This window comes from Enterococcus sp. AZ196 (genome assembly GCF_050498845.1).
GTDB classification, from domain to species: domain Bacteria; phylum Bacillota; class Bacilli; order Lactobacillales; family Enterococcaceae; genus Enterococcus_A; species Enterococcus_A murrayae.
On sequence record NZ_JBIPAM010000002.1, the window covers coordinates 612,066 to 638,107 of the forward strand.

30 protein-coding genes are annotated in these 26,042 nt (G+C 41.1%); 24 read left to right on the top strand and 6 right to left on the bottom strand.

Annotated elements, in window-relative coordinates; translation table 11 throughout:
* Positions 1–120 precede the first annotated feature (120 nt).
* Positions 121–885: a MurR/RpiR family transcriptional regulator gene (locus IGI67_RS20610; RefSeq protein ID WP_429959094.1), complete on the top strand. Its 765-nt coding sequence runs from the start codon at positions 121–123 to the stop codon at positions 883–885.
* 86 nt (positions 886–971) lie between these two features.
* On the opposite strand, the gene IGI67_RS20615 is transcribed toward IGI67_RS20610, so the two are convergent.
* Positions 972–1,991, bottom strand: coding sequence for a LacI family DNA-binding transcriptional regulator (locus IGI67_RS20615; RefSeq protein WP_429959095.1), 1,020 nt, complete (start codon positions 1,989–1,991; stop codon positions 972–974).
* A gap of 176 nt (positions 1,992–2,167) precedes the next feature.
* Between IGI67_RS20615 and IGI67_RS20620 the strand changes: the two genes are divergently transcribed.
* The 15 genes from IGI67_RS20620 to IGI67_RS20690 all read left to right on the top strand — a co-directional run bounded on the left by IGI67_RS20620 (position 2,168) and on the right by IGI67_RS20690 (position 17,745).
* Entirely contained in the window at positions 2,168–3,835 is a 1,668-nt protein-coding gene (locus IGI67_RS20620; protein ID WP_429959096.1) for a sugar phosphorylase, read from the top strand.
* Positions 3,836–3,988: 153 nt separating this feature from the next.
* Positions 3,989–5,278: an ABC transporter substrate-binding protein gene (locus IGI67_RS20625; protein WP_429959097.1), complete on the top strand. Its 1,290-nt coding sequence runs from the start codon at positions 3,989–3,991 to the stop codon at positions 5,276–5,278.
* A gap of 9 nt (positions 5,279–5,287) precedes the next feature.
* Positions 5,288–6,163, top strand: coding sequence for a carbohydrate ABC transporter permease (locus IGI67_RS20630; protein ID WP_207108989.1), 876 nt, complete (start codon positions 5,288–5,290; stop codon positions 6,161–6,163).
* Entirely contained in the window at positions 6,156–6,995 is an 840-nt protein-coding gene (locus IGI67_RS20635) for a carbohydrate ABC transporter permease (protein ID WP_207108990.1), read from the top strand. Before IGI67_RS20630 ends, IGI67_RS20635 begins: the two co-directional genes overlap by 8 nt.
* Positions 6,996–7,017: 22 nt before the next feature.
* Positions 7,018–8,067 (top strand): zinc-dependent alcohol dehydrogenase, encoded by a 1,050-nt coding sequence (locus tag IGI67_RS20640; protein WP_429959098.1) that lies wholly within the window; start codon positions 7,018–7,020, stop codon positions 8,065–8,067.
* Between the two features lie 40 nt (positions 8,068–8,107).
* On the top strand, positions 8,108–8,908 hold the full coding sequence (locus IGI67_RS20645) for a sugar phosphate isomerase/epimerase family protein (protein ID WP_429959099.1): 801 nt from the start codon (positions 8,108–8,110) through the stop codon (positions 8,906–8,908).
* Between the two features lie 39 nt (positions 8,909–8,947).
* Positions 8,948–9,979, top strand: coding sequence for a Gfo/Idh/MocA family protein (locus tag IGI67_RS20650; protein WP_429959100.1), 1,032 nt, complete (start codon positions 8,948–8,950; stop codon positions 9,977–9,979).
* The gene (locus IGI67_RS20655) at positions 9,976–12,147 is read left to right on the top strand and encodes a glycosyl hydrolase family 65 protein (RefSeq protein WP_429959101.1); all 2,172 of its coding nucleotides are present in this window, start codon (positions 9,976–9,978) and stop codon (positions 12,145–12,147) included. The genes IGI67_RS20650 and IGI67_RS20655 overlap by 4 nt, the downstream gene beginning before the upstream one ends.
* A gap of 4 nt (positions 12,148–12,151) precedes the next feature.
* A complete protein-coding gene (locus IGI67_RS20660) occupies positions 12,152–13,273 on the top strand; it encodes a glycerate kinase (protein WP_429959102.1) in 1,122 nt (373 codons plus the stop codon).
* On the top strand, positions 13,266–13,907 hold the full coding sequence (pgmB, locus tag IGI67_RS20665; protein ID WP_207108996.1) for a beta-phosphoglucomutase: 642 nt from the start codon (positions 13,266–13,268) through the stop codon (positions 13,905–13,907). The genes IGI67_RS20660 and pgmB overlap by 8 nt, the downstream gene beginning before the upstream one ends.
* A gap of 24 nt (positions 13,908–13,931) precedes the next feature.
* A complete protein-coding gene (locus IGI67_RS20670) occupies positions 13,932–15,044 on the top strand; it encodes an ABC transporter ATP-binding protein (protein WP_429959103.1) in 1,113 nt (370 codons plus the stop codon).
* Positions 15,045–15,291: 247 nt separating this feature from the next.
* On the top strand, positions 15,292–16,284 hold the full coding sequence (locus IGI67_RS20675) for a DUF4767 domain-containing protein (RefSeq protein WP_429959104.1): 993 nt from the start codon (positions 15,292–15,294) through the stop codon (positions 16,282–16,284).
* 71 nt (positions 16,285–16,355) lie between these two features.
* A complete protein-coding gene (locus IGI67_RS20680) occupies positions 16,356–16,856 on the top strand; it encodes a hypothetical protein (RefSeq protein WP_429959105.1) in 501 nt (166 codons plus the stop codon).
* A gap of 376 nt (positions 16,857–17,232) precedes the next feature.
* The gene (locus IGI67_RS20685; protein ID WP_028020787.1) at positions 17,233–17,433 is read left to right on the top strand and encodes a cold-shock protein; all 201 of its coding nucleotides are present in this window, start codon (positions 17,233–17,235) and stop codon (positions 17,431–17,433) included.
* Positions 17,434–17,511: 78 nt separating this feature from the next.
* Positions 17,512–17,745, top strand: coding sequence for a hypothetical protein (locus tag IGI67_RS20690; RefSeq protein WP_207109000.1), 234 nt, complete (start codon positions 17,512–17,514; stop codon positions 17,743–17,745).
* A 54-nt stretch (positions 17,746–17,799) separates the two neighbouring features.
* On the opposite strand, the gene IGI67_RS20695 is transcribed toward IGI67_RS20690, so the two are convergent.
* Positions 17,800–18,270: an ImmA/IrrE family metallo-endopeptidase gene (locus IGI67_RS20695; RefSeq protein WP_207109001.1), complete on the bottom strand. Its 471-nt coding sequence runs from the start codon at positions 18,268–18,270 to the stop codon at positions 17,800–17,802.
* 4 nt (positions 18,271–18,274) lie between these two features.
* The gene (locus IGI67_RS20700; RefSeq protein ID WP_429959106.1) at positions 18,275–18,601 is read right to left on the bottom strand and encodes a helix-turn-helix domain-containing protein; all 327 of its coding nucleotides are present in this window, start codon (positions 18,599–18,601) and stop codon (positions 18,275–18,277) included.
* A gap of 218 nt (positions 18,602–18,819) precedes the next feature.
* Here IGI67_RS20700 and IGI67_RS20705 point away from each other — a divergent pair, with 218 nt between their 5' ends.
* The 3 genes from IGI67_RS20705 (at position 18,820) to IGI67_RS20715 (ending at position 20,513) form a co-directional block, all read left to right on the top strand.
* Complete coding sequence (locus IGI67_RS20705) at positions 18,820–19,209, top strand: transcriptional regulator (RefSeq protein WP_429959107.1); 390 nt, start codon at positions 18,820–18,822, stop codon at positions 19,207–19,209.
* 322 nt (positions 19,210–19,531) lie between these two features.
* Complete coding sequence (locus tag IGI67_RS20710; protein WP_207109004.1) at positions 19,532–19,747, top strand: BhlA/UviB family holin-like peptide; 216 nt, start codon at positions 19,532–19,534, stop codon at positions 19,745–19,747.
* An 82-nt stretch (positions 19,748–19,829) separates the two neighbouring features.
* Positions 19,830–20,513, top strand: coding sequence for a peptidoglycan amidohydrolase family protein (locus IGI67_RS20715; protein ID WP_429959108.1), 684 nt, complete (start codon positions 19,830–19,832; stop codon positions 20,511–20,513).
* Between the two features lie 71 nt (positions 20,514–20,584).
* Here the strand turns inward: IGI67_RS20715 and IGI67_RS20720 are convergent, their stop codons facing one another.
* Together IGI67_RS20720 and IGI67_RS20725 are read right to left on the bottom strand one after the other, a co-directional pair.
* Positions 20,585–21,313: a class I SAM-dependent methyltransferase gene (locus IGI67_RS20720; protein ID WP_429959109.1), complete on the bottom strand. Its 729-nt coding sequence runs from the start codon at positions 21,311–21,313 to the stop codon at positions 20,585–20,587.
* Positions 21,314–21,399: 86 nt separating this feature from the next.
* Positions 21,400–21,615: a hypothetical protein gene (locus tag IGI67_RS20725; protein ID WP_207109007.1), complete on the bottom strand. Its 216-nt coding sequence runs from the start codon at positions 21,613–21,615 to the stop codon at positions 21,400–21,402.
* Between the two features lie 546 nt (positions 21,616–22,161).
* On the opposite strand from IGI67_RS20725, the gene IGI67_RS20730 reads away from it, so the two are divergent.
* On the top strand, positions 22,162–22,593 hold the full coding sequence (locus IGI67_RS20730; protein ID WP_429959110.1) for a universal stress protein: 432 nt from the start codon (positions 22,162–22,164) through the stop codon (positions 22,591–22,593).
* A gap of 76 nt (positions 22,594–22,669) precedes the next feature.
* A complete protein-coding gene (locus IGI67_RS20735; RefSeq protein ID WP_207109009.1) occupies positions 22,670–23,098 on the top strand; it encodes a universal stress protein in 429 nt (142 codons plus the stop codon).
* A 314-nt stretch (positions 23,099–23,412) separates the two neighbouring features.
* On the opposite strand, the gene IGI67_RS20740 is transcribed toward IGI67_RS20735, so the two are convergent.
* A complete protein-coding gene (locus IGI67_RS20740; RefSeq protein ID WP_207109010.1) occupies positions 23,413–23,562 on the bottom strand; it encodes a hypothetical protein in 150 nt (49 codons plus the stop codon).
* A 273-nt stretch (positions 23,563–23,835) separates the two neighbouring features.
* Here IGI67_RS20740 and IGI67_RS20745 point away from each other — a divergent pair, with 273 nt between their 5' ends.
* The 3 genes from IGI67_RS20745 to IGI67_RS20755 all read left to right on the top strand — a co-directional run bounded on the left by IGI67_RS20745 (position 23,836) and on the right by IGI67_RS20755 (position 26,026).
* A complete protein-coding gene (locus tag IGI67_RS20745) occupies positions 23,836–24,558 on the top strand; it encodes a C39 family peptidase (protein WP_429959111.1) in 723 nt (240 codons plus the stop codon).
* Between the two features lie 155 nt (positions 24,559–24,713).
* Positions 24,714–25,142: a universal stress protein gene (locus IGI67_RS20750; RefSeq protein ID WP_429959112.1), complete on the top strand. Its 429-nt coding sequence runs from the start codon at positions 24,714–24,716 to the stop codon at positions 25,140–25,142.
* 125 nt (positions 25,143–25,267) lie between these two features.
* Positions 25,268–26,026, top strand: a complete 759-nt coding sequence (locus tag IGI67_RS20755; RefSeq protein ID WP_429959113.1) for a MerR family transcriptional regulator — start codon at positions 25,268–25,270, stop codon at positions 26,024–26,026.
* The last annotated feature ends 16 nt before the right edge of the window (positions 26,027–26,042 follow it).

Consider the following 26,042-nt stretch of genomic DNA (forward strand, 5'->3'; position numbering starts at 1 on the left):
AACGAAAGTATTAATGATTGGAAACGATCATTAATACTTTTTTCTTATCCTAGATATTGGAGGAAGTTGAATTCGTTTTTCTGTAGGGTAAAATAAGACTAAACGATAGGGGGGCTGAAGATGCTTTTTTCTGATATTGTTAATCAGCACTATGACACGTTAAATGAAGTAGATATCCAAATGGTTAAATATATCAACGCGCATCCGAAAGAAATGACTACGATGGGGACCAATGATTTTGCGAAAATTTGTCACTCATCAAAGTCGTCAGTGATTCGCTTTACACAAAAGCTAGGGTTTACGGGGTTTAGCGAGCTGCGCAATTTTTTGAAATGGCAAAACAATCCTGGTGACGGGGGAAAAGAAACCACCTTCAAAAAAAGAATCTTTTCTGATGCAGAACGAACGATCAAGTATTTGCAAGATAATAATTGGGAAACGATTTATCGTGCGCTTGAAAACAGCCGCAATGTTTATTTGTTGGGCACCGGTGTCACGCAGCAAAATCAAGCAGCGGAACTACAGCGCTTATTGCTGCTGATTGGAAAGCCGGCCCAAATGATTCCTGCCTCTTCACAATCCAATGAATTCAAGCGGATCATGGAGAATATCACAACGGACGACTTGATTTTTGTGTTGTCGTTGTCAGGTGAAAACCAGCATCTTTTTAATGTACTGAATGTCCTTTCGACCTACCGTTCAACGATTGTTTCAATTACGAATATGCAAAATAATTTGCTGTCAGGCAGATCTGATTATTCACTTTACGCCTCAAGCAGCCGCAGTCCCAATCCGACCGACTGGTGGCTGCAAACCTCTTCTTCCTTTTTCTTATTGATTGAAGCCTTCGCTTTCGGCTATGTTGATTATTGCCGACGAAAATAGAGAACGAACAAAGCCCCTAACCAGCCCTGCGTCACAGGTTGGTTAGGGGCTTTTCCTTTTTAGGAGATCTCATATAGCTTGTTCAGTTATTTTTTTGAGACAGAGTTTGTTAGATTCAACTCTGTGGGTATGATGATTTTCTTTGGCAGATCCTTCTCACCATCGATCAGTTTGAAAAGCAGCTCGGTGGCTTTTGTACCTAAAATATTTGTGGGCACATTGATTCCTGAAAGACGCGGGGTGAAAAAGGCAGAATAGGACTCATCATTAAAGGCGATCAAGGAAAAATTATCCGGAATTTTATAGCCTTCTTTTTCAATGACTTGGAAAAGGCTCAAGGCTTTTAGGGCGTCTGTAGCAAATATAGCGGTAGGCAACTGCTTGTTGCTAAATAATTTTTTGGCAGCCTGAATGGATTCTTCAAGTACATAGCCGCCATCGACGATCCATTCATTTTTTATATCCAGATAGTTATCGAACAGAGCTTTGCGATAGCCGTTTACCCGATCGGCTGATACGTGAATATCCAGCGGTGCGTGCAGGCAAGCGATTTCCTTATGTCCCAGATCGATCAATGTTTGGATCATTTTGTAGCTGTCACTATAGTTATCCGTATCGACCGAGTAGATATACTCGTATTCCTTTTCCAGCTTCCCAATGATGACGATCGGTATTTGCAGAGCATCCAATTCCTCCAAGTATTGTTCATCTTGAGAGGCACTCAGTATGATAATGCCGCGAATCAGCTTCTCATTCAGCTTATTTTTAATTTTTTGAGCCTCTTCCTGATTATTTTTAGAGGTCTGCAAAATCAAATCAAAATCATGTTTCTCTGTTACAGCTGAAATTGATTGAATAACATCGGAAAAGAACGGGTTTCCGCTTGTTGAGCTAACTGAGCGGTGAGAAAGGGTTAAAATCGCGTCAAAGCCATTGCCAGTAAGACCTCGAGCCAGCTTGCTCGGCATATAGTTCAATTCTTTAATGGCTGCTAAAACCTTTTCCTTCGCTTCTGGTGAAATATTGTCCTGATTATTTAGTACGCGAGAAACAGTCGATTTGGAGACGCCAGATTTGTTCGCGATATCATAAATTGTTGGTTTCAAAAAAATCCTCCTAACACTGGTAGCGGTACCATCACAGCTAAATAGTACTGGATTATTTGATATTTGTCCACAAAATCGGATGAATTAGTAAAAAAAACAATTGACAGAAACCGCTTACTATACTATTATCTTGGTGTGAGATGGGAGCGCTCCCATGGAAAGGAGTTTTGTTGTTGATGGAACAATTGATTCAGGAAATTTTTCCAAAGCAAGCCGATGCGACATTTTTGAACCAAGCGATCACTGAAAGAATTGACAGCTACAAAAATAAGAATTCTCGGACTAGAAAGGCTCAATGGGATCAGGATGATGTTTTTTTGATCACTTACGGCGATCAATTTTATCGAGAGGGGGAGTCCAAGCTAACGACTTTCAAAGAAATCTATCAAAAATTTTTCTCAGATACATTTCCGATCGTGCATTTCCTGCCTTTTTTCCCATACAGTTCAGACGATGGCTTTTCAGTGATTGATTATGAGCAGGTAAATCCAGAGCTTGGTGATTGGGCAGATATTCAGGCAATGAATCGTGAAGCCCGTTTGATGTTTGACTTTGTTTGCAACCACATGTCTGCGAAAAGTAACTGGTTCAAAGGCTATTTAGAAAACCAAGCCATTTATAAGGACTTCTTTATTGAGGTCGATCCTGCGACAGACTTAAGTATGGTCACAAGACCGCGAACGTCGCCACTGCTTTCAGCGTTTATTGATGAAGCTGGAAAGACACGAAACATTTGGACGACCTTCAGTGACGATCAAATTGACTTGAATTTTGCCAATCCAAAGGTTCTGCTAAGAATGATCGATGTCTTGCTCTTTTATGTGGATCAGGGAGCAGACTTCATACGGCTGGATGCGGTGGGCTTTTTATGGAAAAAAATTGGAACCAGCAGTATTCATCTTGCTGAAACGCATCAAGTCATTCAGCTTTTCCGAAGTATCGTTGATGAGGTTGCACCTGGAACAGTATTGATTACTGAGACGAATGTGCCCCACAAGGAAAATATCAGCTACTTAGGAGACGGCACGAACGAAGCACAAATGGTTTATCAATTTCCGTTGCCGCCTTTGGTCTTGCATGCGATTCGCACCGGAAACGCCAGCTATTTACAGAAGTGGGCAAGTGAAGTTCAGCCGCCGACGCGAGAAACCAGCTTTTTCAATTTCTTGGCCTCTCATGATGGGATCGGAATGAATCCGATTCGCGGGATTATCGCGGAAGAGGAAATTCTTAATTTAGTTGCTGACTTAGAAAAAGAAGGCGCTTTAGTCAACTACAAACAAAATCCGGATGGTTCTCTTAGCCCCTATGAGATCAACACCACTTATATGGATGCTTTAAGCAATCAAGCGGATGAAGATGACTTGCGTGTGAAACGCTTCATGCTGGCTCATTCGATTCTATTGACGATCGTGGGGATACCCGCTGTATATGTTCAAAGTATTTTAGGCGGTCGGAACTATTATGAGGGAGTTGAGCGTACCGGCGCCAATCGCACCATTAATCGGGAGAAATACGAAGCGTCAGAGATAGGTCACAGCTTGACAGAGACAGGCTCGTTAAACAATCTGGTCTATCATCAGCTGCAAGAGCTGATCCAGCTTCGGCGGGAGGAGGAAGCCTTCCATCCTAATCATCCAATGCGAGTCCTTGCTACCTCGGATGCCACATTTGGACTTGTTCGTAATGAAGAGGTTTATGCGCTGCACAATATGAGCAATCAGACGCAGACTATTTCACTCGAGACAGGAGCATATATCAATTTATTAACTAAAACGGACTGCCAGATCGAAGAAGCACTTACTTTGAAGCCTTACGATTTTATTTGGTTAAAAAAGCTGTGAGGCTGACTTTTTGCAGGTGATTCTATTGGCAGCAGGCTATTTAACTAGAAAGTTTAAAAAAAATACACGAGTGATTTAGCAGCATCGATTGCGCAGCGATCCTTCGTGGTTTTGGAAAAAAGCATACATTAAATTGAAAAAGGAGATAGTGGAATGAAAGCGAAAAAAATGATTTTTGGTACAGCACTGGCAATGGTTGCTCTGACTTTGGGGGCATGTGGTGGAGGAAGTGCAAAGGATGAGGGGAAAACAACCATCGAATTTATGCATTCTTCGGTTGAGCAGGACCGCTTGAAAGTAATCGACAAGCTGGTTGCTGATTTTGAAAAGGAAAATCCTGAGATCAAAGTGAAGCAGATCCCTGTTGAAGAAGATGCCTACAATACAAAAGTTGTTACACTTGCTCGTTCAAATAAACTTCCCGGAGTTATTGAAGTCAGTCAGGATTTTGCGAAAGTAATGGACAAGGACGAATTGATTGATCAAAAGGCTGTCGGAAATGTGATGAAAAAAGCCGGTGAAGACAACTATTATGCCGGTGCTAAAAAATTGGTTCGTACGGAGGACGGTTCAGGCTACATCGCAGCTCCGATCAGCGGATGGGTTCAAGGAATCTGGTACAACAAAGCAACGTTGAGTGAAGCAGGATTTTCTGAGCCGACCACTTGGGCATCAGTCTTAGAAATCGCTAAGCATTTCAATGATGCCGGGAATAAAAAATATGGGATCGCGATGCCGACAGCGGACAGTACGATGGCAGAGCAGGCATTTTCACAATTTGCCCTCTCAAATGGCGCCAATGTTTTAGATGAAAAAGGAAAAGTGACGATCAACACGCCAGAAATGATCGAAGCTTTGAAATACTACAAAGAACTATCGCAATTCACAATGCCAGGTTCGAATGACGTTACCGAGATTAAAGACGCGTTCATGAATGGTTCAGCGCCAATGGCCATCTACTCGACGTATATTTTGCCTTCCGTTTTTGAAGAAGGAAAAGCGGATGATATTGGCTTTGCGATTCCGACGAATAAGCAAGAGGCAGTTTATGGAACAGTTTCTGGTTTGACGATTTCCGCTGGATTAGATAAAGAGCAAAAAGCAGCTTCTGAGAAATTTGTTGAATATCTGTCTGAGGCTAAAAACATGGAAAAATGGGTATTGATGTCTCCTGGCGGTGCTCAGCCGGTTAATAAACAAGTGGTAGACAGTTCTTCTTACCAATCAAATAAAGTAATCAGTGCTTTTGGCGAGCTTCCAAAAGAAATTGCCAGCTCATTTGATAAAGTGCAGGTGTTTGGTTTGGTTGGTGATAAAAACTTTACTAAAATGGGTGATATTACTAGTTCTGGTGCGATTTCCAAAGCAGTCAATAGTGCAACTGTAGGAAAAGAAGATCCGGAGAAAGCTTTAAAAACTGCTCAAGAATCGATTGAAAAGTAGGAGTGGCCTATGAAGAATGTAGCAAAAAAGGCTGATACAAAATTTGCTATTGCGTTACTAGCACCCAGCATGATTTTATTAGCTGTTTTGGTTTTCTTTCCGATGCTGTCCAACATTCAAATTAGTTTTTTAGATTTGCCGTTAAACGCAAATCTAAAAGCTACTTTTGTTGGCTTAAATAATTACTTGGATATTTTAAAAGATCCTGCGTTTTATCAATCGTTAGGTTTGACGATCGCCTATACTATTTTGGTCGTTTTTGGAAGTACTGCTTTAGGATTGGCAGTGGCGATCGCATTCAACCGTGAGTTTAAATATCGTGGCCTAGTCCGTTCTTTGATCATTTTGAGTTATGTTACGCCTTCGATTTCATTGATCTTTGCTTGGAAATACATGTTTAACAACGGGTATGGAATTATCAATAATTTTTTAGTGGATAAGCTGCATCTATTTAGTGAAGCACCCTTGTGGTTTGATAATCCAGGCTCCAGCTTTGCTTTGGTGGTGATTTTTGCGATCTGGCGATACTATCCCTATGCGTTCATTTCTCTCTTAGCGATTTTACAAACAGTCGATAAAAGCTTGTATGAGGCGGCGGATATCGATGGCGCAAACTTTTGGCAGAAATTCAAAATCGTTACGCTGCCAGCCATCAAACCGGTTCTTGCAACAGTCATTGTTTTGCGATCAATTTGGATGTTTTATATGTTCACCGATGTGTATCTGTTGACGAATAAGGTGGATATATTAGGGGTTTATCTTTATAAAACGGCCTTTGCTTTTAATGACTTAGGAAAGGCTTCGGCTATTTCGGTGATTTTATTTGTGATTATTGCCGTCGTGATTTTAATTTCAAGAAAGCGAGTGAATCTAAACAATGGCTAAAAATAAGAAAGCAAAACGGATATTCTTTTATGCCATGGTCATTTGCTTTTTAGCGATCAACCTGTTTCCTTTTTGGATCATGTTGATGACGGCATTTAAAGGCAGCAGTGAAGCAATATCAACAACTCCGACGATTTTACCTCGTCAATTTACAACAGAGCATTTTGTCGACATTTTCAATCCGGAAATTTTTCCGTTTGTCGACTACTTCAAAAATAGCTTCATCATTTCTCTATTCGCATCAGTTATTGCCGTGATTATTGGGATCGGCGGGGCTTACGCGTTGGCTCGGTTAAATTTTAAAGGACGCAATAAAATCAATGCGAGTTTCTATACAGTCTATATGTTCTCTGGGATTTTGATTGTTGTTCCGCTGTTCAAAATTATTTCTTCATTAGGGTTGTATGATACAAGAACCTCTTTAGTCATCACGATGGTTGTTCAAACATTGCCGACCGCTATTTTTATGCTGCGTAGCTATTTTGAAACGATCCCAAAGGATATTGAAGAGGCGGCGATGATTGATGGCTTGAGTCGTTTTCAGATAATCATTCAAATCATGATACCTTTAGCCTTTTCGGGGATTATTTCTGTTTTCGTTTACTGCTTCATGGTTTCATGGAATGATTTTCTATTTGCATCGATCTTCCTATCATCAACAGACAAGTTTACCCTGCCGATCGGGCTGAATACACTGTTTAGTACGCCAGATTATGTGTGGGGCAGAATGATGGCGGCCTCGTTGATTACTGCGCTGCCGGTAGTGATTATGTATTCACTTTCTGAGCGCTTTATTAAAGGCGGAGCCATTGAAGGCGGCGTCAAAGGATAATAAAAAAAGAGGATGAAAAGACATGAAAAAATTAGTTGCACTTGAACCAAGAGTCGCAGGAGTAAAAGAATATGAAGAAAGAGCCATTTCAGCAGACGAAGTTTTGATCAAAGTGAAATTTGCTTCTCCTAAACCCGGCACGGAGGTCGTCGATTTTAGAGGGATCAGCCCTTTTATTGATGATGAGTTTTCTTCTGAATGGAATATGTTTATGCCTCGTGAAGCAGGCAGTCCTCGCGGGATCGAATTCGGTGATTTGCCATTAGGAAATATGGTTGTCGGAGAAATAGCAGAAATCGGTAGTGACGTCACAGACTATCAACTAGGAGAGATCGTTTGTACGTACGGTCCGATTCGGGAAACGGTCATTGCTAAAGGTGTCGATAATTACAAGTTACGCAAGATGGCAAGCCTGGATAATTGGAAAAATGCCGTATGCTATGATCCGGCCCAATTTGCGATGGGCGGTACACGAGCGGCCAATGTTCGTGCAGGTGATTTTGTGGCGATTTTTGGCTTGGGAGCGATTGGCTTAATTGCAGTTCAGATTGCAGTGAATGCCGGCGCGAAAGTAATTGCCATTGATCCAATCGAAGAACGCTGCCGTTTAGCCGAAAAATTTGGTGCAACTCATTGTTTAAACCCAATCACAGAAGATGTGGGCTTCAAATTGAAGGAGCTGACCAATAAGCGAGGGGTCGACTCTGTCATTGAAACCAGCGGTGCAGCCAGTGCTCTGCAGGCCTCGCTTCGTGGTCTTGCTTATGGTGGAATCATTTCTTACGTGGCCTTTGCCAAACCGTTTCCTGAAGGATTGAATTTTGGGCGTGAGGCGCACTTCAATAATGCGCAGATCGTCTTTGCTCGTGCATCAAGTGAGCCCAATCCTGAGTACCCGCGCTGGGATCGTAAACGGATTGAAGATACTTGCTGGGATTTATTGATGAGCGGCTACTTGGATTGCTCAGAGATCGTTGCGCCAATTGTCCCAATGGCTGAAAGTGCGGAAGCCTATATGCGTTATATCGATCAGGAGCCCTCACTAAGTGTCAAAATGGGCGTTGAACTATAAACCATAATCACCAGAATACTACGAATAAGGAGATTTCGTTATGAAATTTGGAACACAGGATCAAGCGTTTTTCCCAACGTCTATCAAAGAAAAATTCCGTTTTATTAAGGAGCTAGGCTTCGAAACCTACGAGATTGATGGAAAGCTGTTATTAGAGCACACAGAAGAAATTAAAGAAGCTATCAAGGAAACGGGCATTACAGTTGAAACGGCGTGTAATGGCTATGACGGCTGGATCGGAGATTTCATCGAGGAACGCCGTTTACGCGGAATCGAGCAAATTTCTGAAATTTTGCGGGCATTGGCTGAAGTCGGCGGAAAAGGAATGGTGGTTCCCGCAGCTTGGGGAATGTTTACGTATCGCTTACCGCCAATGGTTTCTCCAAGAAGCCAAGCAGGCGACTTTAAAGCAGTCAGCGACTCTTTGCTCCAATTGGATAAAGTTGCGGCTGAAACGGGCACAAAACTATATCTGGAGCCATTGAATCGGTATCAAGATCATATGATCAACCTATTAGCCGACGCGCGTAAATACATTGATGAAAATCAATTGAAGAACGTTGAGATCACGGCTGATTTTTATCATATGAATATTGAAGAAGATAGTATTTCAAAAGCCTTGATTGAGCAGAAGGATTACGTTGGTCACATTCATTTAGCAGACAATCATCGGTATCAACCGGGTTCGGGAGCTATCGATTTTGTCGAGCACTTTAAAACAATCAAAGAATTAAACTATCAAGGTTGTTTAGTATACGAATGCCGTTTACGGGGCGAGGATCTTCCAAGTGTTTATCAAGATTCTATCAACTTTTTGAAGGAATGTATGAGAAAAGCATAGTTGAAGTCTCAACTATGCTTTTCTTGAAAGGAACGAAAGATGAAAAAAGTAGCGATTGTCGGTGCCGGCCAAGTGGCAGAAAAAGTCCATGCCGCATACTATCAAACAAAACCCGAAGCATTTCATTTAGCAGCAGTAGTTGATCCAGATTTGGCAAGAGGAGAACTTTTTTGTCAGAAAAATCAATTTCAGAAGGCGTATACTGCGATCGAAAAGATGCTGATAGAAGTGCAGCCGGATATTGTCAGTATTTGTACGCCGAATCGGTTTCATTATGAAAATGTGATGCGTGCGTTGGAGGCTGGCTGTTCTGTTTTTTGCGAAAAGCCGCCAGCGATGACTAGCGGTGAGGCCCAAGCTATGTGGAAGCGGGCGGAGGAAAAAGGCGTCGTTTTAGCCTATGATCTTCAACACCGCTATTCACCAGAGGCTCAGATGCTGAAGGAAAATATTTACTTGCTGGGAGATATTTATTACAGTGAAGCAAATGCCTTGAGACGTTCGGGGGTTCCCGGCTGGGGCAACTTTATTGATAAAGCATTACAAGGCGGGGGACCATTGATCGACTATGGAATCCACATGCTGGATACAGCATTATACCTGTTGGATTTTCCAACAATCAAGGCGGTCTCAGCCTATCAATACCAAAAAATTGGGCCTAAGAAGAATCTGGGCACTCTTGGCTCTTGGGACCCTAAAAAATATACAGTGGAAGATTCTTTGTTTGGAACAGTAGAATTTGAAGCAGGCGGTATACTTCGTCTCAATACCTCATTTGCTTTAAATATCCAGTCCGACAGAGTTTTAGATGTCCAGCTTTGCGGTGATCAGGCTGGGGCGAACCTCTATCCTGGAAAAATTTATACGGATCAAGCAGGTGAGCTTGAGGTTATCAAAGAAATCGCCAGTACAGAAAGCAATAATCATTTTACAAGTATAGATCATTTTTGCCGTAAACTTGCGGGTGATCCTCATGCAATGATTGCAGATGGCAGACAAGGGTTCATTATTCAAAGAGTGATCGAAGCATTATATCAATCGGCTGAAATAGGTGGAAAAGTAGAGCTATGAAAATAGAATTTAATCAATTTGATGAGGAAATGATCAATAAGGAAGCCACACTGATGACTATAGGCAACGGCTATTTAGGTGTTCGGGCGGTTCATGAGGAGAAGTATCGGAATCAGGATCAGGGATTTTTCGTTCGCGGAATCTTCGACCAAACAGTTGGAACAGAAACCGCCGAGTTAGTGAATCTGCCTGATATCACTGAACTGGAATTACGGATAAATGGAGAGATTTTTTCTCTAAACAGTCCTCAGATCACAGATTATCAGCGTTTTTTAGATTTATCGACGGGTGAATTAGTTCGTTCCTTAAAGTGGCAAACAGAACAGGGCGATTGGTTCAAAATTACTAATAAACGAATAGTCAGTCAAAAAAAGAAGGAACAGATCGCTTTTCAGCTGATCGTTGAACCATTAAGCAGGGATTGTACTCTCTCAGTCAAGGCAGGGATTGATGGTCAGGTTTCTAATGGCGGCAACCAGCATTTAATTGAGCGGGATCTGCGTGTCTATGATGAACGCGTATTAGTAGCTGATTACGAGACTATCGAGAGTCATTTATCGTTAGGATTAGCGATGCGGCTAAATAAATCAGGAGCTATTTCTGCAAAAAATAGAAAGATTCAAACGAGCATCCAAGAAGCTTGTCAACGAAAGGATGCCTTTGTCTTTGAGAAAGTGGTTTATGTTTATTCTAGCTTAGAAACCGATGATCCATTTAAGGCAGCAAAAAAGGCTGCGCAACAGGAAATAACTTATGAAGAAATTGCGGCGGCGGCAAAAGAATCTTGGGCCGAATTTTGGTTAGCGCATCGTGTAGCAGTTGACAGTGAAAATGCTTTTGACCAGCTAGCGCTAGATTTTTCTTGCTATCACCTGCAAATCATGACGCCTGACGATCCTCAGTTTAGTGTGGCGGCTAAGGGCTTGACTGGAGAAGGGTACAAGGGACATGTTTTCTGGGACACAGAGATTTTCATTCTTCCTTTCTTTCTGCATAACAAACCCGCGGTCGCAAAAAGCTTATTGAAATATCGCTATTTCAGGCTGGCAGGAGCCAAAGAAAAGGCGCGTCAAAACGATTATCAAGGGGCGCTGTTTCCTTGGGAAAGTGCCTTGACGGGCTACGAGGAGACGCCTAAATACGCAGCGATAAATATTCGCACCGGCAAACGTCAGATTATTTCTTCGGCAGCAGCGGAGCATCATATCGTCGCGGATATCGCGTATGCTGTGATGGATCTTTATCAAGCGACCGCTGATCAAGAATTTATGGATCAGTACGGGAAGGAATTGTTGAAAGAGACTGCCCTTTTTTGGCTAAGTCGCGGCGTAGAGGTAAATGGTCGGATCGAGATTCATGATGTGATTGGTCCAGACGAATATACGGAGCATGTGGATAATAATGCGTACACCAATTATTTAGCAGCTTATAACGTGCGGTCCGCTTTGGAGCAGCAGGTGGGTGATCCAAAGCTGCATCAACAGTTTGAATATTTTCTCGAGCACCTGTATTTACCGAATATAAATGCGGAGGGGTTGATTCCGCAGGATGATACATTTTTGAGCAAACCAGTGATTGATCTATCAACATACAAGGAGCAAGCCGGGAATCAACTGATCCTTAGCGATTATTCGCGTCAAGAAGTGATTGATCAGCAGATTTTGAAGCAAGCGGATCTGGTAATGCTGTTTTATTTACAGCCCCATGTATTTGATTTTGCGACGATCAAACAAAATCTTTACTATTATGAGGATCGAACGATTCATGATTCCTCCTTGAGCAAGGCGATCCATGCGATCGTTGCGGCACGAATCCACGAGACGGAGTGGGCTTATGAAATGTTTCAAGCCGCCTGCAAAATCGACTTGAACGATTTGCCCCATACGAGTGATGAAGGCATTCATGGCGCGGCATTAGGCGCAGTTTGGCTCGCAGCTATTTTTGGTTTTGCAGGAATCACCAAAAACAAAGTATTGGAAATCAATCCGCAGCTGCCAAGGGCTTGGAAGCAGATGTCATTCCAGTTCCATTGGAAAGGTGAAAATATGGCTATTGATTTAACGCAAGATACGCTTGTGTTAACGAAGAAAACGAAAAAGAAATTGCCGATTGTGATCGAGGGAGCGACTTACTCGTTGGAAGAAAAACTAGAATGGAGCAGAAAGTAAAACGATGAAAATTTTGATAATGCCAGATTCATTCAAGGGCAGCCTTTCTGCTGAAAAAGTGGCACGGATCTTAGGGGAAAGTTTTAGTCAGGTTTTTCCATCAGCGCAGATCGAGTTATTACCGGTTGGCGATGGAGGGGAAGGCACACTCGATGCATTATCGCAAAATGTCACGATGAAAGAAGGGTGGCAAACGGTCAGCGGCTGGGATGGAGAGCCCTTTTCAATGAGATACATGCATTTTCAGGAACAAGCCTTTTTTGAAATGGCCGATTTGGTTGGATTGCCTATGTTTTCCGAGGAACAAAGACGACCGCTGGATTTCTTGACGGTTGGATTAGGAGAGCTGGTCCTTCAGCTGCAGGCGATGGGGATTAAAAAAATCTATATCGGAATTGGCGGCAGTGCGACTGTGGATGGCGGAATCGGGTTCGCAGCTGGATTGGGCTATCGATTTTATGATGAAGCAGGCCATTTGCTACCGCCAAATGGTCGGAGCCTTGCTAAAATCGCGAGGATCGATGCTTCCAATGTCCCTATGCTGACAACAGAGATTTACGCAGTGACGGATGTAAAAAATGTTTTATGCGGAGAGGCAGGCGCAAGCTATGTATTTGGCTCTCAGAAGGGACTGAAATCAGAGGAACTGGCCGCCACAGACCAGGCATTACGACAGGTCTATGATTTCGTCGATGAAAAGCTGCCTGATGTTCCGGGAAGTGGAGCGGGCGGCGGCTTAGCAGCAGGTATTGCCGGTTTTGCTAAAGGAAAAATCATTCACGGGATTGATTTTGTTTTAGACGTACTGGCATTTGATCAGCGTGCTGAGGCTGCTGATCTGATTATTGTTGGAGAAGGGAAAATGGATCAGCAAAGCATGGCGGGGAAAGCCCCTGTGGGGATCGCTCAACGTGCGCCAGAAACCTCCACTGTGATCGCAATCTGCGGCAGTGTTGACCAGCAGGTGCTTGATTTTTCTGACTACGGAATCACCGCCTGCTTTCCAATTATTGGTCAGCCAGCCAGCTTAGATGAGGCATTAGAAAAGGCCGAAGTAAATTTACAAAGAACGGGCTTGAATGTTGCTCGTTTAATCAAAAAAGCAAGGAGCCAATCTTTTGACTAACTATCATGGAGCTATTTTCGATCTTGATGGTGTTTTAGTTGATACTGCAAGATACCATTATTTAGCGTGGAAACAATTAGCGGAGCAACTAACGATTCCTTTTTCAGCAGAAGACAATGAGCGATTAAAAGGGGTGTCTAGAGTCAAGTCTTTAGATATCCTGCTATCATTGGGAAACAAGCACTATACAGAAAAGGAACGCGAACACTTTATGGAACAAAAAAACAAGGTGTATGTTCACTATATTGAGCAAATGGATGAAACTGAGATTTTACCTGGTGTGGTTGAGCTGTTAAAACAATTGAAGCATAAAAATATAAAAATTGCCCTCGGGTCCGCGAGTAAAAATTCAGGAATTATTTTAAAGAAGACAGGACTGCGGCACTATTTTGATGCGATCGTAGATGGAAATGATGTTTCAAGGGCGAAGCCTGATCCGGAAGTATTTTTATTGGGTGCAAAGAAACTAGGGATTCCTGCTGGCCAGTGCATGGTGTTCGAAGATGCTAAAGCGGGAATCGCCGCTGCTAAACACGCTGGGATGCTGGCGATTGGTGTAGGAACGAAAAGCAACCTGCCAAATGCGGATAGACTGGTCGAAAGTTTGGAAGAGATAGAATTATCGGAGCTTTAAATAATAAGAAGGATGGGATTTCAAATGACGCAGCTTTCACTAAAGCATATTCATAAAAAATATGACAATGCCGAAAATTATTCAGTCAATGACTTTAATTTAGAAATAGATGATAAAGAATTTATCGTTTTCGTCGGACCTTCAGGTTGTGGGAAATCCACCACTTTGCGCATGATAGCGGGGCTGGAGGATATTACAGAAGGCGAGTTAAAAATCGGGGATCGCATCATGAATGAGGTTGCCCCTAAAGACCGTGATATTGCGATGGTTTTCCAGAACTACGCGTTGTACCCGCATATGACTGTTTTTGACAATATGGCCTTCGGATTAAAATTAAGAAAATACGATCCATCCGAAATAAAGGAGCGGGTAGAAAATGCGGCGGATATTTTAGGGCTGACCGAATACCTTAAGCGAAAACCTGCGGCTCTATCAGGAGGCCAGCGCCAGCGTGTCGCTTTAGGACGTGCGATCGTTCGCGATGCACAGGTCTTTTTGATGGACGAACCTTTGTCCAACTTAGACGCAAAATTACGAGTTTCGATGCGAGCGGAAATTGCGAAATTGCATCAACGTTTAGGAACGACGACCATTTATGTTACTCATGATCAAACGGAAGCTATGACGATGGCTGACCGCATCGTCATTATGAAAGACGGCGTTATTCAACAGGTAGGAACACCGCAAGACGTATACGATACGCCGCGGAATGTATTTGTGGCGGGATTTATTGGTTCTCCAGCGATGAATTTCTTCGAAGTCACCTTGCAGGATGGCTTCATCAAAGACGGGCATGGGTTGGATTTGAAAATTCCTGAGGGGGAAAACAGTGTATTGGTTCGCAAAGGATACGAAGGCAGAAAGCTCGTATTTGGCATTCGTCCAGAAGATATTCACAGTGAACAAATCGCGATTGATTCCTCTGATGGAGCGGTTGTAAAAGCGGAAGTCATGGTGTCCGAATTATTGGGTGCAGAAACGCTGCTGTATACCAAGGTCGGTGAAACAGAATTCGTTTCTAAGGTTGATGCTCGCGATTTCCACAAACCAGGAGCACGAGTAGAGCTGGCCTTTAATTTAGGCAAAGCGCATTTCTTTGATGAAGAAACACAGGAAGTCATTTCTTTGAAAAATTAATACTTTATAGAAACAGCAGAAGTTGAGAATAAAAGCACTCAAATATCCTTAAAAATGAGGAATATAGGTGCTTTTTTTGCTTTGTCATTTTGACAAGCTTGCCTTAACAAAAAATGTGTAGCATGATACATAATAATCAGGACCATCCTCTTTTTTCCTACAAATAAAATTAAAAATAATAAATATTAAATATATCTTGTTTCAAAACAAGCAGTTCGATATTCTATTTATGGGAAGAGGTGCTATTATGAAAAAGGCTATTTTAAGTATGGTATTCTTACTTACTCTGTCGCTTTTTGCCGGCTGTAAACAAGAAAAACCAAAGGAACAGTCTGCTGAACAAAAAATTAAAGTAACCAGCAGATCTGACACGGAATCAACAAGCAGTTTGCCTGCTAAGAATTCTACAGAGAAAACTAAAGAAAAAACTGGAAAAACAGCTAAGTCATCCATGAATGACCTTTGGAGCACAGACAAATCTGCTAAGCTTCAAGAGTTCATGAGTGGCTGGGGACAAACGATGGGGCAGACCTACAAGGCGTATTATCCTAAGCAGTCCGTTGATTTTTATGGATTAGATTTGCCGGATGGGGTGATCGAGGGGACTAAAACGCAGCCGATGGCAGTGGATGAACAGATTGTTACTGGCGAATGGTCAGAGACAGGAACATCCTCCAGTGAGTATTCGATCGTTGCCGTCTATTCTGATGCTGAAACAGCTCCGTATGCAGCAAAGCATGTTTACTTTTTTGCTTTTCATGATCAGCAGCCGCTTGTTTTAGTTTCAATGCAAAATCAAGGGATGCCAGATAAGGCATTTCATTTTAGTGAGACAGAAAACCAAGAGTTAAAAAATGGCTTTTTAAGTATCGTTAATGGCGGCACAGTGGCCGCACCAAAGGCAGACCAATCAGCAAACACATGGAGATCCATGGACGAGGCGATGGCGTTTTATGAAGCCGTGTATAAGAATCCTGAAAATAACCTAGAGATGATTTGGGAAAACTATGACCGGAAATGTTGGAGTCTAGTTGAACAAAGCGGGAATCGGATGGTGCTACATTGGGCGAATATTGGAGGTGCTGGCGGCAGCTACGATGAATTCCTCAAAAATGGAGAGACCACGCAGCTGATTGTTTATGGCGGGAATGCTGCTTATCCCAATGATCCTAGTGTACGGTATACGATTCAAAATGAAGGCCATAAGGTTATTCAAACTGAAAACCTCTATGAGAAGTAGGAGTGGAAACAGAAAAAGTACTTTATCAATGCTGAAAATGCCTCTATAATTAAGTAAAGGAGGCGTTTGCAATGAAGAAAGTTACAGTAGTTGTCGGACTCTTTTTCAGTTGTCTTTTACTAGTTGGTTTTTCTCTTGAAGCTTCCGCAAGTGTTGGTATTTTTCGTTTGTACAATCCAAATTCTGGTGAGCATTTTTATACGTCCAATTTGTCGGAGTCGAGACATTTAAGAAGTGTTGGCTGGCGAGAAGAGCGGATCGGTTGGTTTGCCCCGAATGCCCATACGGGTGCCCCCGTTTATCGCTTATATAATCCAAATGCAGGAGACCATCATTATACGATGAACAGCTATGAAGCAGCTCATTTAGAGCGAGTGGGCTGGCGAGATGAAGGAACGGCTTTTGTATCTGCTTTTTCAAATCAACCACGAGTTCCTATTTATCGCCTATACAATCCGAATGCAAAAACAGGCGCGCATCACTATACGCCGGATTCAAACGAGCGCGACCATCTGGTAAGAGTAGGCTGGCGTTCAGAAGGGATTGGCTTTTACGCAGAAACCGCTGAATAGTTGAAAATTACATTTAAAAGGTACTTCCGCATGCTGTCTGATTTTTGGGCAGCATGCTTTTTTATAGATTGATTGTTCGTGTTTAGCTCTGTAGAATGGTAAACAGCCTATTCCTATTTGCTATTATGAAAAGAAACGGGAATGCAAGGCTTGGTTATAGTTATTAAGAAAAAACAGTGAAACTTAATAATATATGTGGATAAAACGACCAATGTTCAGGTTTTTTTGCTTTTTCCATTCATTCATGGTATGGTAACTAAGTAATACTTTGATATGTGACTAGTTGGTTATCTATAAGAAATTTAAGATACTTTTTTATTACACGTCATTTTTTATTACAAATAAACACAGTGATGTGTAATTGGAGGTACTTTACATGAATAAAGGTACAGTAAAATGGTTTAACGCAGACAAAGGATTCGGTTTTATTACTGGAGAAGACGGAAATGATGTATTCGCACATTTCTCAGCTATCCAAGGCGACGGATTCAAATCTTTAGACGAAGGTCAAGCAGTGACTTTTGATGTTGAAGAAGGCCAACGCGGCTTACAAGCTTCAAACATTGTAAAAGACTAAGAATTGTTGTATTGACGGATGACTAAGGAGATCGGAGACGATCTTCTTTTTTTATAATATTTGAAGGAGGATATTCAAATGGCGAACACCTATGGATTCAAATCTCCACAGCCCTCTTTTTTAGGAGAGCGCTTCTCGATCGGACAAGAAGTATTTTTCGAATATAAAAAGGAAACACAACTAGGAGTTGTAAAGAATAAACTGAACAATTCTGCGATCGTCAAAATTATTAAAAGTGAAACAGAAGACTTTATTGATTTTACGACGGTTATTAGTTATGGTGAACTAGTCGATCCTGAGACCAATTTTTAATCATCTTAATTTATAATAAAAGAAATGACCTTAGCGTACCTGCTAAGGTCATTTTTATTCGTCAAAAAACTCAAATACCCCGATAGTCCCATCTGCTCGAAAAAGAATGCGATAGTTTTTATAGGAAAGTCCCTCTTCGTAGGTTCGGGCGTAGACCTTGACTGCATGCTCCAGCGATTCTTTTTTGATCCCTAAATAATCGGCACATTCCCAAACAGTAGAAAAGCGTTCTTTATAACAATCAATGATATCTTGCGGAGTCACTATTAAAGTAGCCCCAACATCGCGGGCTTTCTGCTCTTGTTTGCGTTTTTCATTGGTGTCCTGCTGTGTGATGTCACCTGAGCTCGTTAAATAGTGGGCGATTTCTTCAGCGACCGTATCTGTCAGCTCCTCCGTTGTTTGACGGGGATTTAGATAAACATGATTATCGATATATAGTCCCTTTTGGCCATCAGGCATAGAAGGGTCAAAGATATAATTGATTCCTTGAAAATGAGCCATCAATTTTTCTGCTTTATCCATTCGATCACTCCTTCTTTGCATGTTTTTGTTTAATAAAATCAATATAGTTTAGAATATCTTCCATCTGTTCTTCGGTCACTTCATCATCAATATGCGCTGCCACGGTCCTCTGTTTAGTAGAAAAAGAGCCTTTTTGCTCGCGACCGTGCAAATAGTCCAAAGAGACATTGAAGAAATCCGCAATTTTATTCTGCGTTTCTATATCCGGCGTTCGCTTTCCCTGTTCATAGGAAGCGTAAGTGGTTTTTGCGACCCCCAGCTCTTTTGCCATATCCATCTGGGTGAGGTGGGGTGTTCTTTTTCTCAGCTCTTTCAATTGTTGTGCAAACATAGTGACACTCCCTTCTATAGTATAGTAACACGAATCGTCGAACTATTTCTATAAAAAACAGACGATTCGTCGACAAAATGATTTACAAGGTACGCGAAATGTATTACCATTAAGCTACAAAACTAATTTTGAATACTTTATAGAGGAAATTTAGCATTAAAAATAATCGACTATTTTCTTGTTGCTTCTAGTAATAGTTATTTTAAGGGGGAGAGCTCATGGAAAAATGGAAGAAGGACTATTTAAAAGGAATTCTGCGAGATTATCCTAAAATGGAGGATTATTATTTAGAAAGGAAGGAAAAACTACTTTTTCATACAAAAGGAACACACCCGCATTCGACTGCAGAGACCCAAAATAAAAAGATGCTGATTTCTATTTCTTTGGATCGACAGCTGATCAATTTGGAACGAAATCAAAAGGTCATTGCACAATGTTTAGAAAATGCAACAGCAGAGACAAAAGAAATTATCGAGCGACTGTATCTGTCTGATAAGCAGAAAGCCAGTCTTGATTTAGTTGCTGATCAGGTCTTCCTAAGTAAAAGACAAGTGATGCGCCTACGCGATCGCTTTTTTGAAGAATTAGCTGAACATCTTGGCATTTGATGTCTTTTTTTTGGCAACAAAACGAACACAAGTTCGTATATAGTTTAGATAGATCAAATAGAAAGGGATGAAGCGTATGCGTAAACGATTGTTTGCATTGAATATGGGCGGGAAAACATCAAAGCATGTCTGAGGGGGAGTGCAAGCAAAGAAATTAGATAGTTCGGAAGTTTTTTGACAAATGATTTTCCTATTTTTCGATGTTTAATGGATTGTTTTTCAGCATGTATGGCGAATGACGAACTCACTCATTGGATCAATTTGTTCTTCTGAATTGTCTAGAAGGTCAATAACAGAATCAATACAGGAAAGCTGGTGGAGCATGGATAACTTTATTTCAACGTTTCTCAATAATCCTGAAAGCATCGGATTTCCAGTGCTTTTTGTATTTCTCTTAGTATGGGTGATGAAGCAGAATAATGCGCGAGAAGAACGCTACTTAAACACCATCGATGGTTTGACAGAAGCGCTTAAGCAAGTCGAGAGAATTGAGACAACGGTCAATCATATAAATGAAAGAATAGGAGATCAGGGGTGAGGTTTTGGATAGTCTGATCTAAGAAGTCGTGAAAAAGTATAGTAAGCGAAGTATTAAAAAAGTATAGATAAGGGGTGAAAAAATGGGAGATATAAATAAAATGATTCAATGGATGAAGGATCGTGAAGGTAAGACAACCTATAGCCAAAGTAATCGCATGGGGCCGAATAGTTATGATTGTAGCTCCGCAGTTTATTTTGCACTAGCAGCCGGGGGCTTCATTCCCTCAGGTAGTATGGGATGGACAGGTTCTTTACATGATACAACACTTCCGTCAATTGCTACAAAAATAGCTCGTTCTGAATGTACAAAGGGAGATATCTTTTTATCAAAATACTGGGCAAATGACGGACATACAGGGATTTTTGTAGATAATAAAACAATCATTCATTGTTCATATGGAAGAAATGGAATTTACACAACTCCAGCAGATGGGGGATACATGGGATACGAACCTATTGAATATTATAGATTGAAAAATGCAAATAGTGGATCAGAAGAAAATACAGAAAAAGAAGGAGAGATAATGATGTATATTTATTGGAAGCAACAAAAAATAAACTCATCAACATATGATGCATATTTATTAAACGGAAATAAGAGAATGTATATTAAGGACAATACACTTTTAAATGAATGTCGTGCATTAGTCCGATTGTATGGAGACAATACAAAAGAAGAGCGTTTTTACAATGATGCTTTTCGAGTTTTGGCCTTAGAAGCAACAACGGACCTTGTAGAATTTAAGTATTACGCAAACAAATAAGAATAAAGATACTGAGAACTAAATAAATCCCCCCTACATAATAGATTTTTATATAGGGGGGATTTCTACGCTTATTTTTTCTCCGCCCTCACAATCAGCATCATCGGCCGGCGCATTTCATCTTTCATACCGGAAATGTGCATCATATTTTTCGGGGGCATTGGTTCAACGATCCGTTTGAGCTGAAAGCCATTAGTTAATAAGTTATCTAGATAAGTAGTCAACGTCCGATGGTATTTCGTGACGTCGCTGCCGAGAAAGTGGGCAGTCCGCTTTCCTTCGTAAAAATAATTATCGACAGGGAAGTGTGCGATTTTCCCAGCTTCGTCATAGAACCAGTCTTGTGAACCTTCTGCAGTGAAAGTCGGATGCTCAACGGAAAAAATCAGCTGACCGCCAGCGACCAACCAGTTCGCAATATTTTTTGCCAGTTTCTCAAAATCGGCAATGTAATGGATCGCCAGAGAACTGATAACGACATCAAAGCTATTCGGTTCAAAAGCTACGTCATCAATGCTGGCCTGTAGATAGGTGACATTGCTGAAAGTATTTTTTTTACGAGCAACTGCCAACATTTTTTCTGAGAGATCCACACCGACGACAGAGGTTGCCCCATGCTCTGCTGCGTAAAGACAATGCCAGCCATAACCGCAGCCTAAATCCAGCACGCGTTTTCCTTCAAAATCAGGCAACACTTCTTTCAGCGTCTGCCATTCACCGGCACCGTCCAGGCCTTGTTGACTACGAGTCATTTGGCTATAGCTTTCAAAAAATTTCTCATTATCATAAATAGTATTCATTCTAATTCCTCCATGTAATTGTATTTTTTTAAACTACATGGAGTCGGTCTCTTTTGTGAGCGATCATTTTTAGTTCCTCGCTTTCGTTAGATTTCGTTCATCCAATACGTACGGTCAATTGGTTCGACAAAAATTTCGAATTCAATAGACTCTTTTTCAATAATTTGAGTTACACCATGAACCAGTAAAAATTTATCTGGTTCTCTCAATTGCAGTGTATCTCCTACATGAGGGATCAAAGAAAGATCAATCGTCCGTTCTTCTTTCCGAGTCAGGATATTTCTTAAGTTAGCTTTATACATGCCCGTTCCTCCAATTACCCATTGTGTCAACGTACCTAGTTTAACATACAAAGGCTGTAGAAAGAGGAGCAATCTTGATGTGAAAAGTCACGCATATGCTTCTATTAAACAAAACAGTCATACTGTCTAAATTTTAGTACTGCAGGAAGTTAGCACAAAAAAGACCGGCCAAAAAATTGGCTGCGGTCCGCAAGTGAAAAAACAAATTCTATAAAGGATGGGTAATACCCACTTTTTACTATAATAGGAAAAGGCTTTCTTTGCAAAAAATTTGCTCAAAAAAAAAGCCGTCGCAGGGCAACGACGGCCGGAGTCCTGGGAAGGAACTCGGATAAACAAATGAACTACTGTAACTTTAACGGATTGCCAAAAGAGATACAAGAAAAATGCTCACAGGTAAAAATAATTTTATCGGAAACTGAGTAACGAGATGGATTAAAATCTAAAAACAGCTATTTGCACACAAAAAAATAAAAATCCAAAAAGTTGCTATCGTTTCACAGATAGCTTATTTTCCTTTATAATTTAATAAAGGAGGCGGTTACAATGATTAGTAAATACAAGAATATTTTAGTAGCAGTTGATGGATCAGAGCATTCAGAACACGCTTTTGAGGAAGCCGTTGAAGCAGCCAAGCGCCATGATGCCAAACTGAATGTTATTTCAATCATTAATGACAGCGAGCTCTCCACCAGTGCTTTTTCTTTCAGTAAAATTTATGCGGCAGAAAAAGAACAAGTTGAAAAAGAAATGTTGAAAAAAATTCATGATGCGTCTCGAAAAGAACTAGAGAATATTGAACCTTTTGTTGATTTAGGCAGTCCAAAGGAAAAAATCGTTGAATTTGCTAAAGAGAATGACATTGATATGATTTATCTAGGTGCTACGGGAAAAGGAGAAATCAGTTTAGCACGAATTGGTTCTACTGCAGCCTATGTTGTGAATCATGCGCCATGTAGTGTGACGGTGGTTCGGTAATTTTTTAGATGAGAGGGACAATAGGTGTGTTTCTTTAGAAGAATCCGCACATTGGTTTGAATGAGGAGGGGATACAATGATCAGCAGATATAAGAATATTATGGTAGCAGTGGATGGATCGGATCAATCGGAAGGGGCTTTTTTCGAAGCAATCGGCGCTGCCAGACGAAATGAAGCAAAGCTATATGTCGTTCAGGTAATTGATGATTCCAGTATTTTAATGAGCAGTGCGCAGCCGATGGATGATATCTTAGCGGAGGAAACTCAGCGAGCGAAGCAGTATTTAGCAAAGCTGGTTGAACGTGGTCGTTATCAAAATATGGAAACGATTCAATACATCGGCAATCCTAAGAAAGCCTTGACCGAAGAGCTGCCGAAGCAGTATGATATCGATTTGATTTATGTCGGCGCCACCGGTAAAGGGCGTTTCCAACGGTTGTTAGTCGGCTCCACGAGTGGATATATTGTTAATCACGCCCCATGCAACGTGATGGTTGTAAGATAAATAAAGGTTTTGACGAGTTTCTATTCGTCAAAGCCTTTTTTGAATTGGCCTTGCCGCTCCTTTAGCTGAATAAAAGACAAAAAAAGGCACCTACCGTGGATTCACAGCAGGTGCTTTTAACGCAATTTCGCGTCTTTCATTGAGGAGTCACTCCTAGTTCGTTTTAAGGAAATCATTTTTTGAGAAAAATCAGTCTAATTCTCACCACGTATGTCATTCCGCTAATCAATCTAAAGCTTGAAGCGGAACTGAGATCCTAATTCGTTTTAAGGAAATCATTTAGTCGATTTAAAGATCGAAGTGGAATTGAGATCCTATTTCGTTTTTTGCAATTCTTGTACCGCTTTTTCAATCGTTACGCCAGTTGCTACATGATTTTGATCATTTTTGTCGAAAACGATAAAAAGATTCAAGTCAGTGTTCAATGTGACACGGTATTGCATGTTTGTGTTATCGAATGTCATAATCATTCTCCTTTCTTAGTGTGACGAAAGGCAACTATTACGTTGATAACGAAATTCCAGTTATCAATATATCATAGAACGGCATTATTTACTAACAAAAAGTTTGTAAACGCTCTATAAAAGATTGAATTTATCAAATCCTTAAGACTTGATCCATTAGAGAAGATAAAACGTTAAAATACTTTAAAATTCCGGTGCCCCGAGGGTTTTTCTTTGGTTCATTTCCTAATAGACCGTATAATTTCCGATGGACTATTAATGTTAGGTGATGAGATGAAGAAAAAAAGAATAGCGATACTGCTGATTTTTATAGCATTAATCAGCGGCGGGATTCATTTTGCGAAAGAAAAAAATGAGATCACGGAATTATTGGAGCCCTCTCAGCAAAAAAAAAGACTAGTTTTGGACGTTCCCTTAGAAAGTCAATTTGATGGGGATGCGTTGGAGAATGGGTGTGAAGTTACTGCGCTATCGATGCTATTGCAGTATTATGGCTATGATACCAATAAAAATGAGTTAGCTGATGAGCTAGATTATCAGCCGTTGTTTACAGATTCTGGGAATCATGGAAATCCCCATTTAGGTTTTGTAGGAGACATTACTGGCGGGGATGAGGCGATGGGTGTTGCTGTTGAGCCGATCGCAAAATTGGCGAAGGAATACGTCGGAGATGACTATCGCGTCATAGCAGGTGAGAAAGCTTCATTCAATAAAATTATAGATGTGGTCGCTAGCGGCAAGCCTGTTTGGATCGTTGCAACGGTGGATTTTCAGGTCCCGAAGGATGATGATTGGCTGCTTTGGGAAACGGATCAGGGCAGCATGTATGTGACACCGTTGATTCATTCTGCTGTGATCACGGGTTTTGATCGTGAGAAGAACATCGTGTATGTAAACGATCCATATGGGTATCAAAATCGAGAAGTCGATTGGTCGGATATGAAAAAAATCTACCAGGAATCTGATCAGCAATCTTTGTATTTAGAAAAGAATTAAACAGCATCGGCACCTCGAAATTTTTCGAGGTGTTTTTTGGTACTTATAAAAAAGCAAAACCCAATATAGAGACTGATAGAATAAGCTTTTGAATCCAAATAGGGCTTACAATTTCTGTTTGGCTTGCTATACTGGAAGAAAAGGAGGAAGGGCCAATGAATGAACGCTATTACAATATTTTAGCCGCAGTAGATGGATCACCGCAGGCTCATCAGGCATTGATGGAGGCAGTTGAAACCGCGCGTAGAAATAATGCTCGTTTGTACATTGCCCAAGTTGTCAACAGCGCTGGAATGTTAATGAACCGTGCAACGCCTGTTTCTCAGCTGATCGAAGAAGAAAAACGTGCGGCAATCAAATTATTAGAGGAAGAGGTTGCCGGAATCGACTATTATAATAAGCAGATGATAACCTGTGTTGGAAGTCCTAAAAAGGCCCTTTGTTTTGATTTGCCGGAAACCTATAAAATTGATTTGATCTACATAGGAGCAACTGGAAAAAGTGCGATCGAACGCAGACTGGTGGGATCGACCACTGATTACGTCGTCAACAATGCACCGTGTAGTGTAATGGTCGTCAAATAGATAGCAGCAAAAAAGTTTCTTTTTCTTCCTTGACCTTCACGTTACGTCAAGGTGTAAGATATTTTTTGTCGAGAGAGAAATCAGTAGATGAAATAACCCTATAAAAGAAAGATAGAAGGAATCAGATGAACTATACAATTAAGCAAATGGCCGAGCTATCCGGTGTGAGTACCCGCACCTTGCGCTTTTATGATGAGCGCGACCTATTAAAGCCGGCGTTTTTAAGCGAGGCCGGTTATCGTATGTATACTGAAAAAGAAGTTGATCGCCTGCAGCAAATTTTATTATATCGCTCTCTAGGGGTTCCGTTGAAAACCATCAGAGGATTAATTGACCGTCCCGCTGAAAAAATTCAGCAAACGTTGCTGGAGCAAAGAGTTGAAGTGGTGAAAAAAAGAAATGAATTGGATCAGCTGCTGGAAGTTCTCGACAAGACATTACTTTATTACAAAGGAGAGATTGAAATGACAGCTGAAGAAAAATTTGACGCTTTCAAACAGAAAGCTGTATTGGAAAATGAAGAGAAATATGGACAAGAGGTCCGTGAGAAGTATGGAGAAGAGACAGTGGAAGCCTCTAATCAAAAATGGCTAGGGATGTCTGAGCTTGATTATCAAAAAATGGAAGAAATTGAAGCGACTTTATTTAGCAAGTTGACTCACTATTTAGCAGAAGGAGAACTACCCAGCCCATTAGCGGAAGAGATAGTTGATTTGCACAAATCATGGCTGCAATTCAGCTGGAAAAAATACACTAAGGAGATCCATAGAGGTCTGACTGAGATGTATTTAGGAGATGAACGCTTTACCCGCTACTACGATGAAAAATGCGGCGTCGGAGCCACGGAAGCTTTGTGCCAGATCATTCAGTATTATACAAGCTAAAAAGGATTGAGCGGTT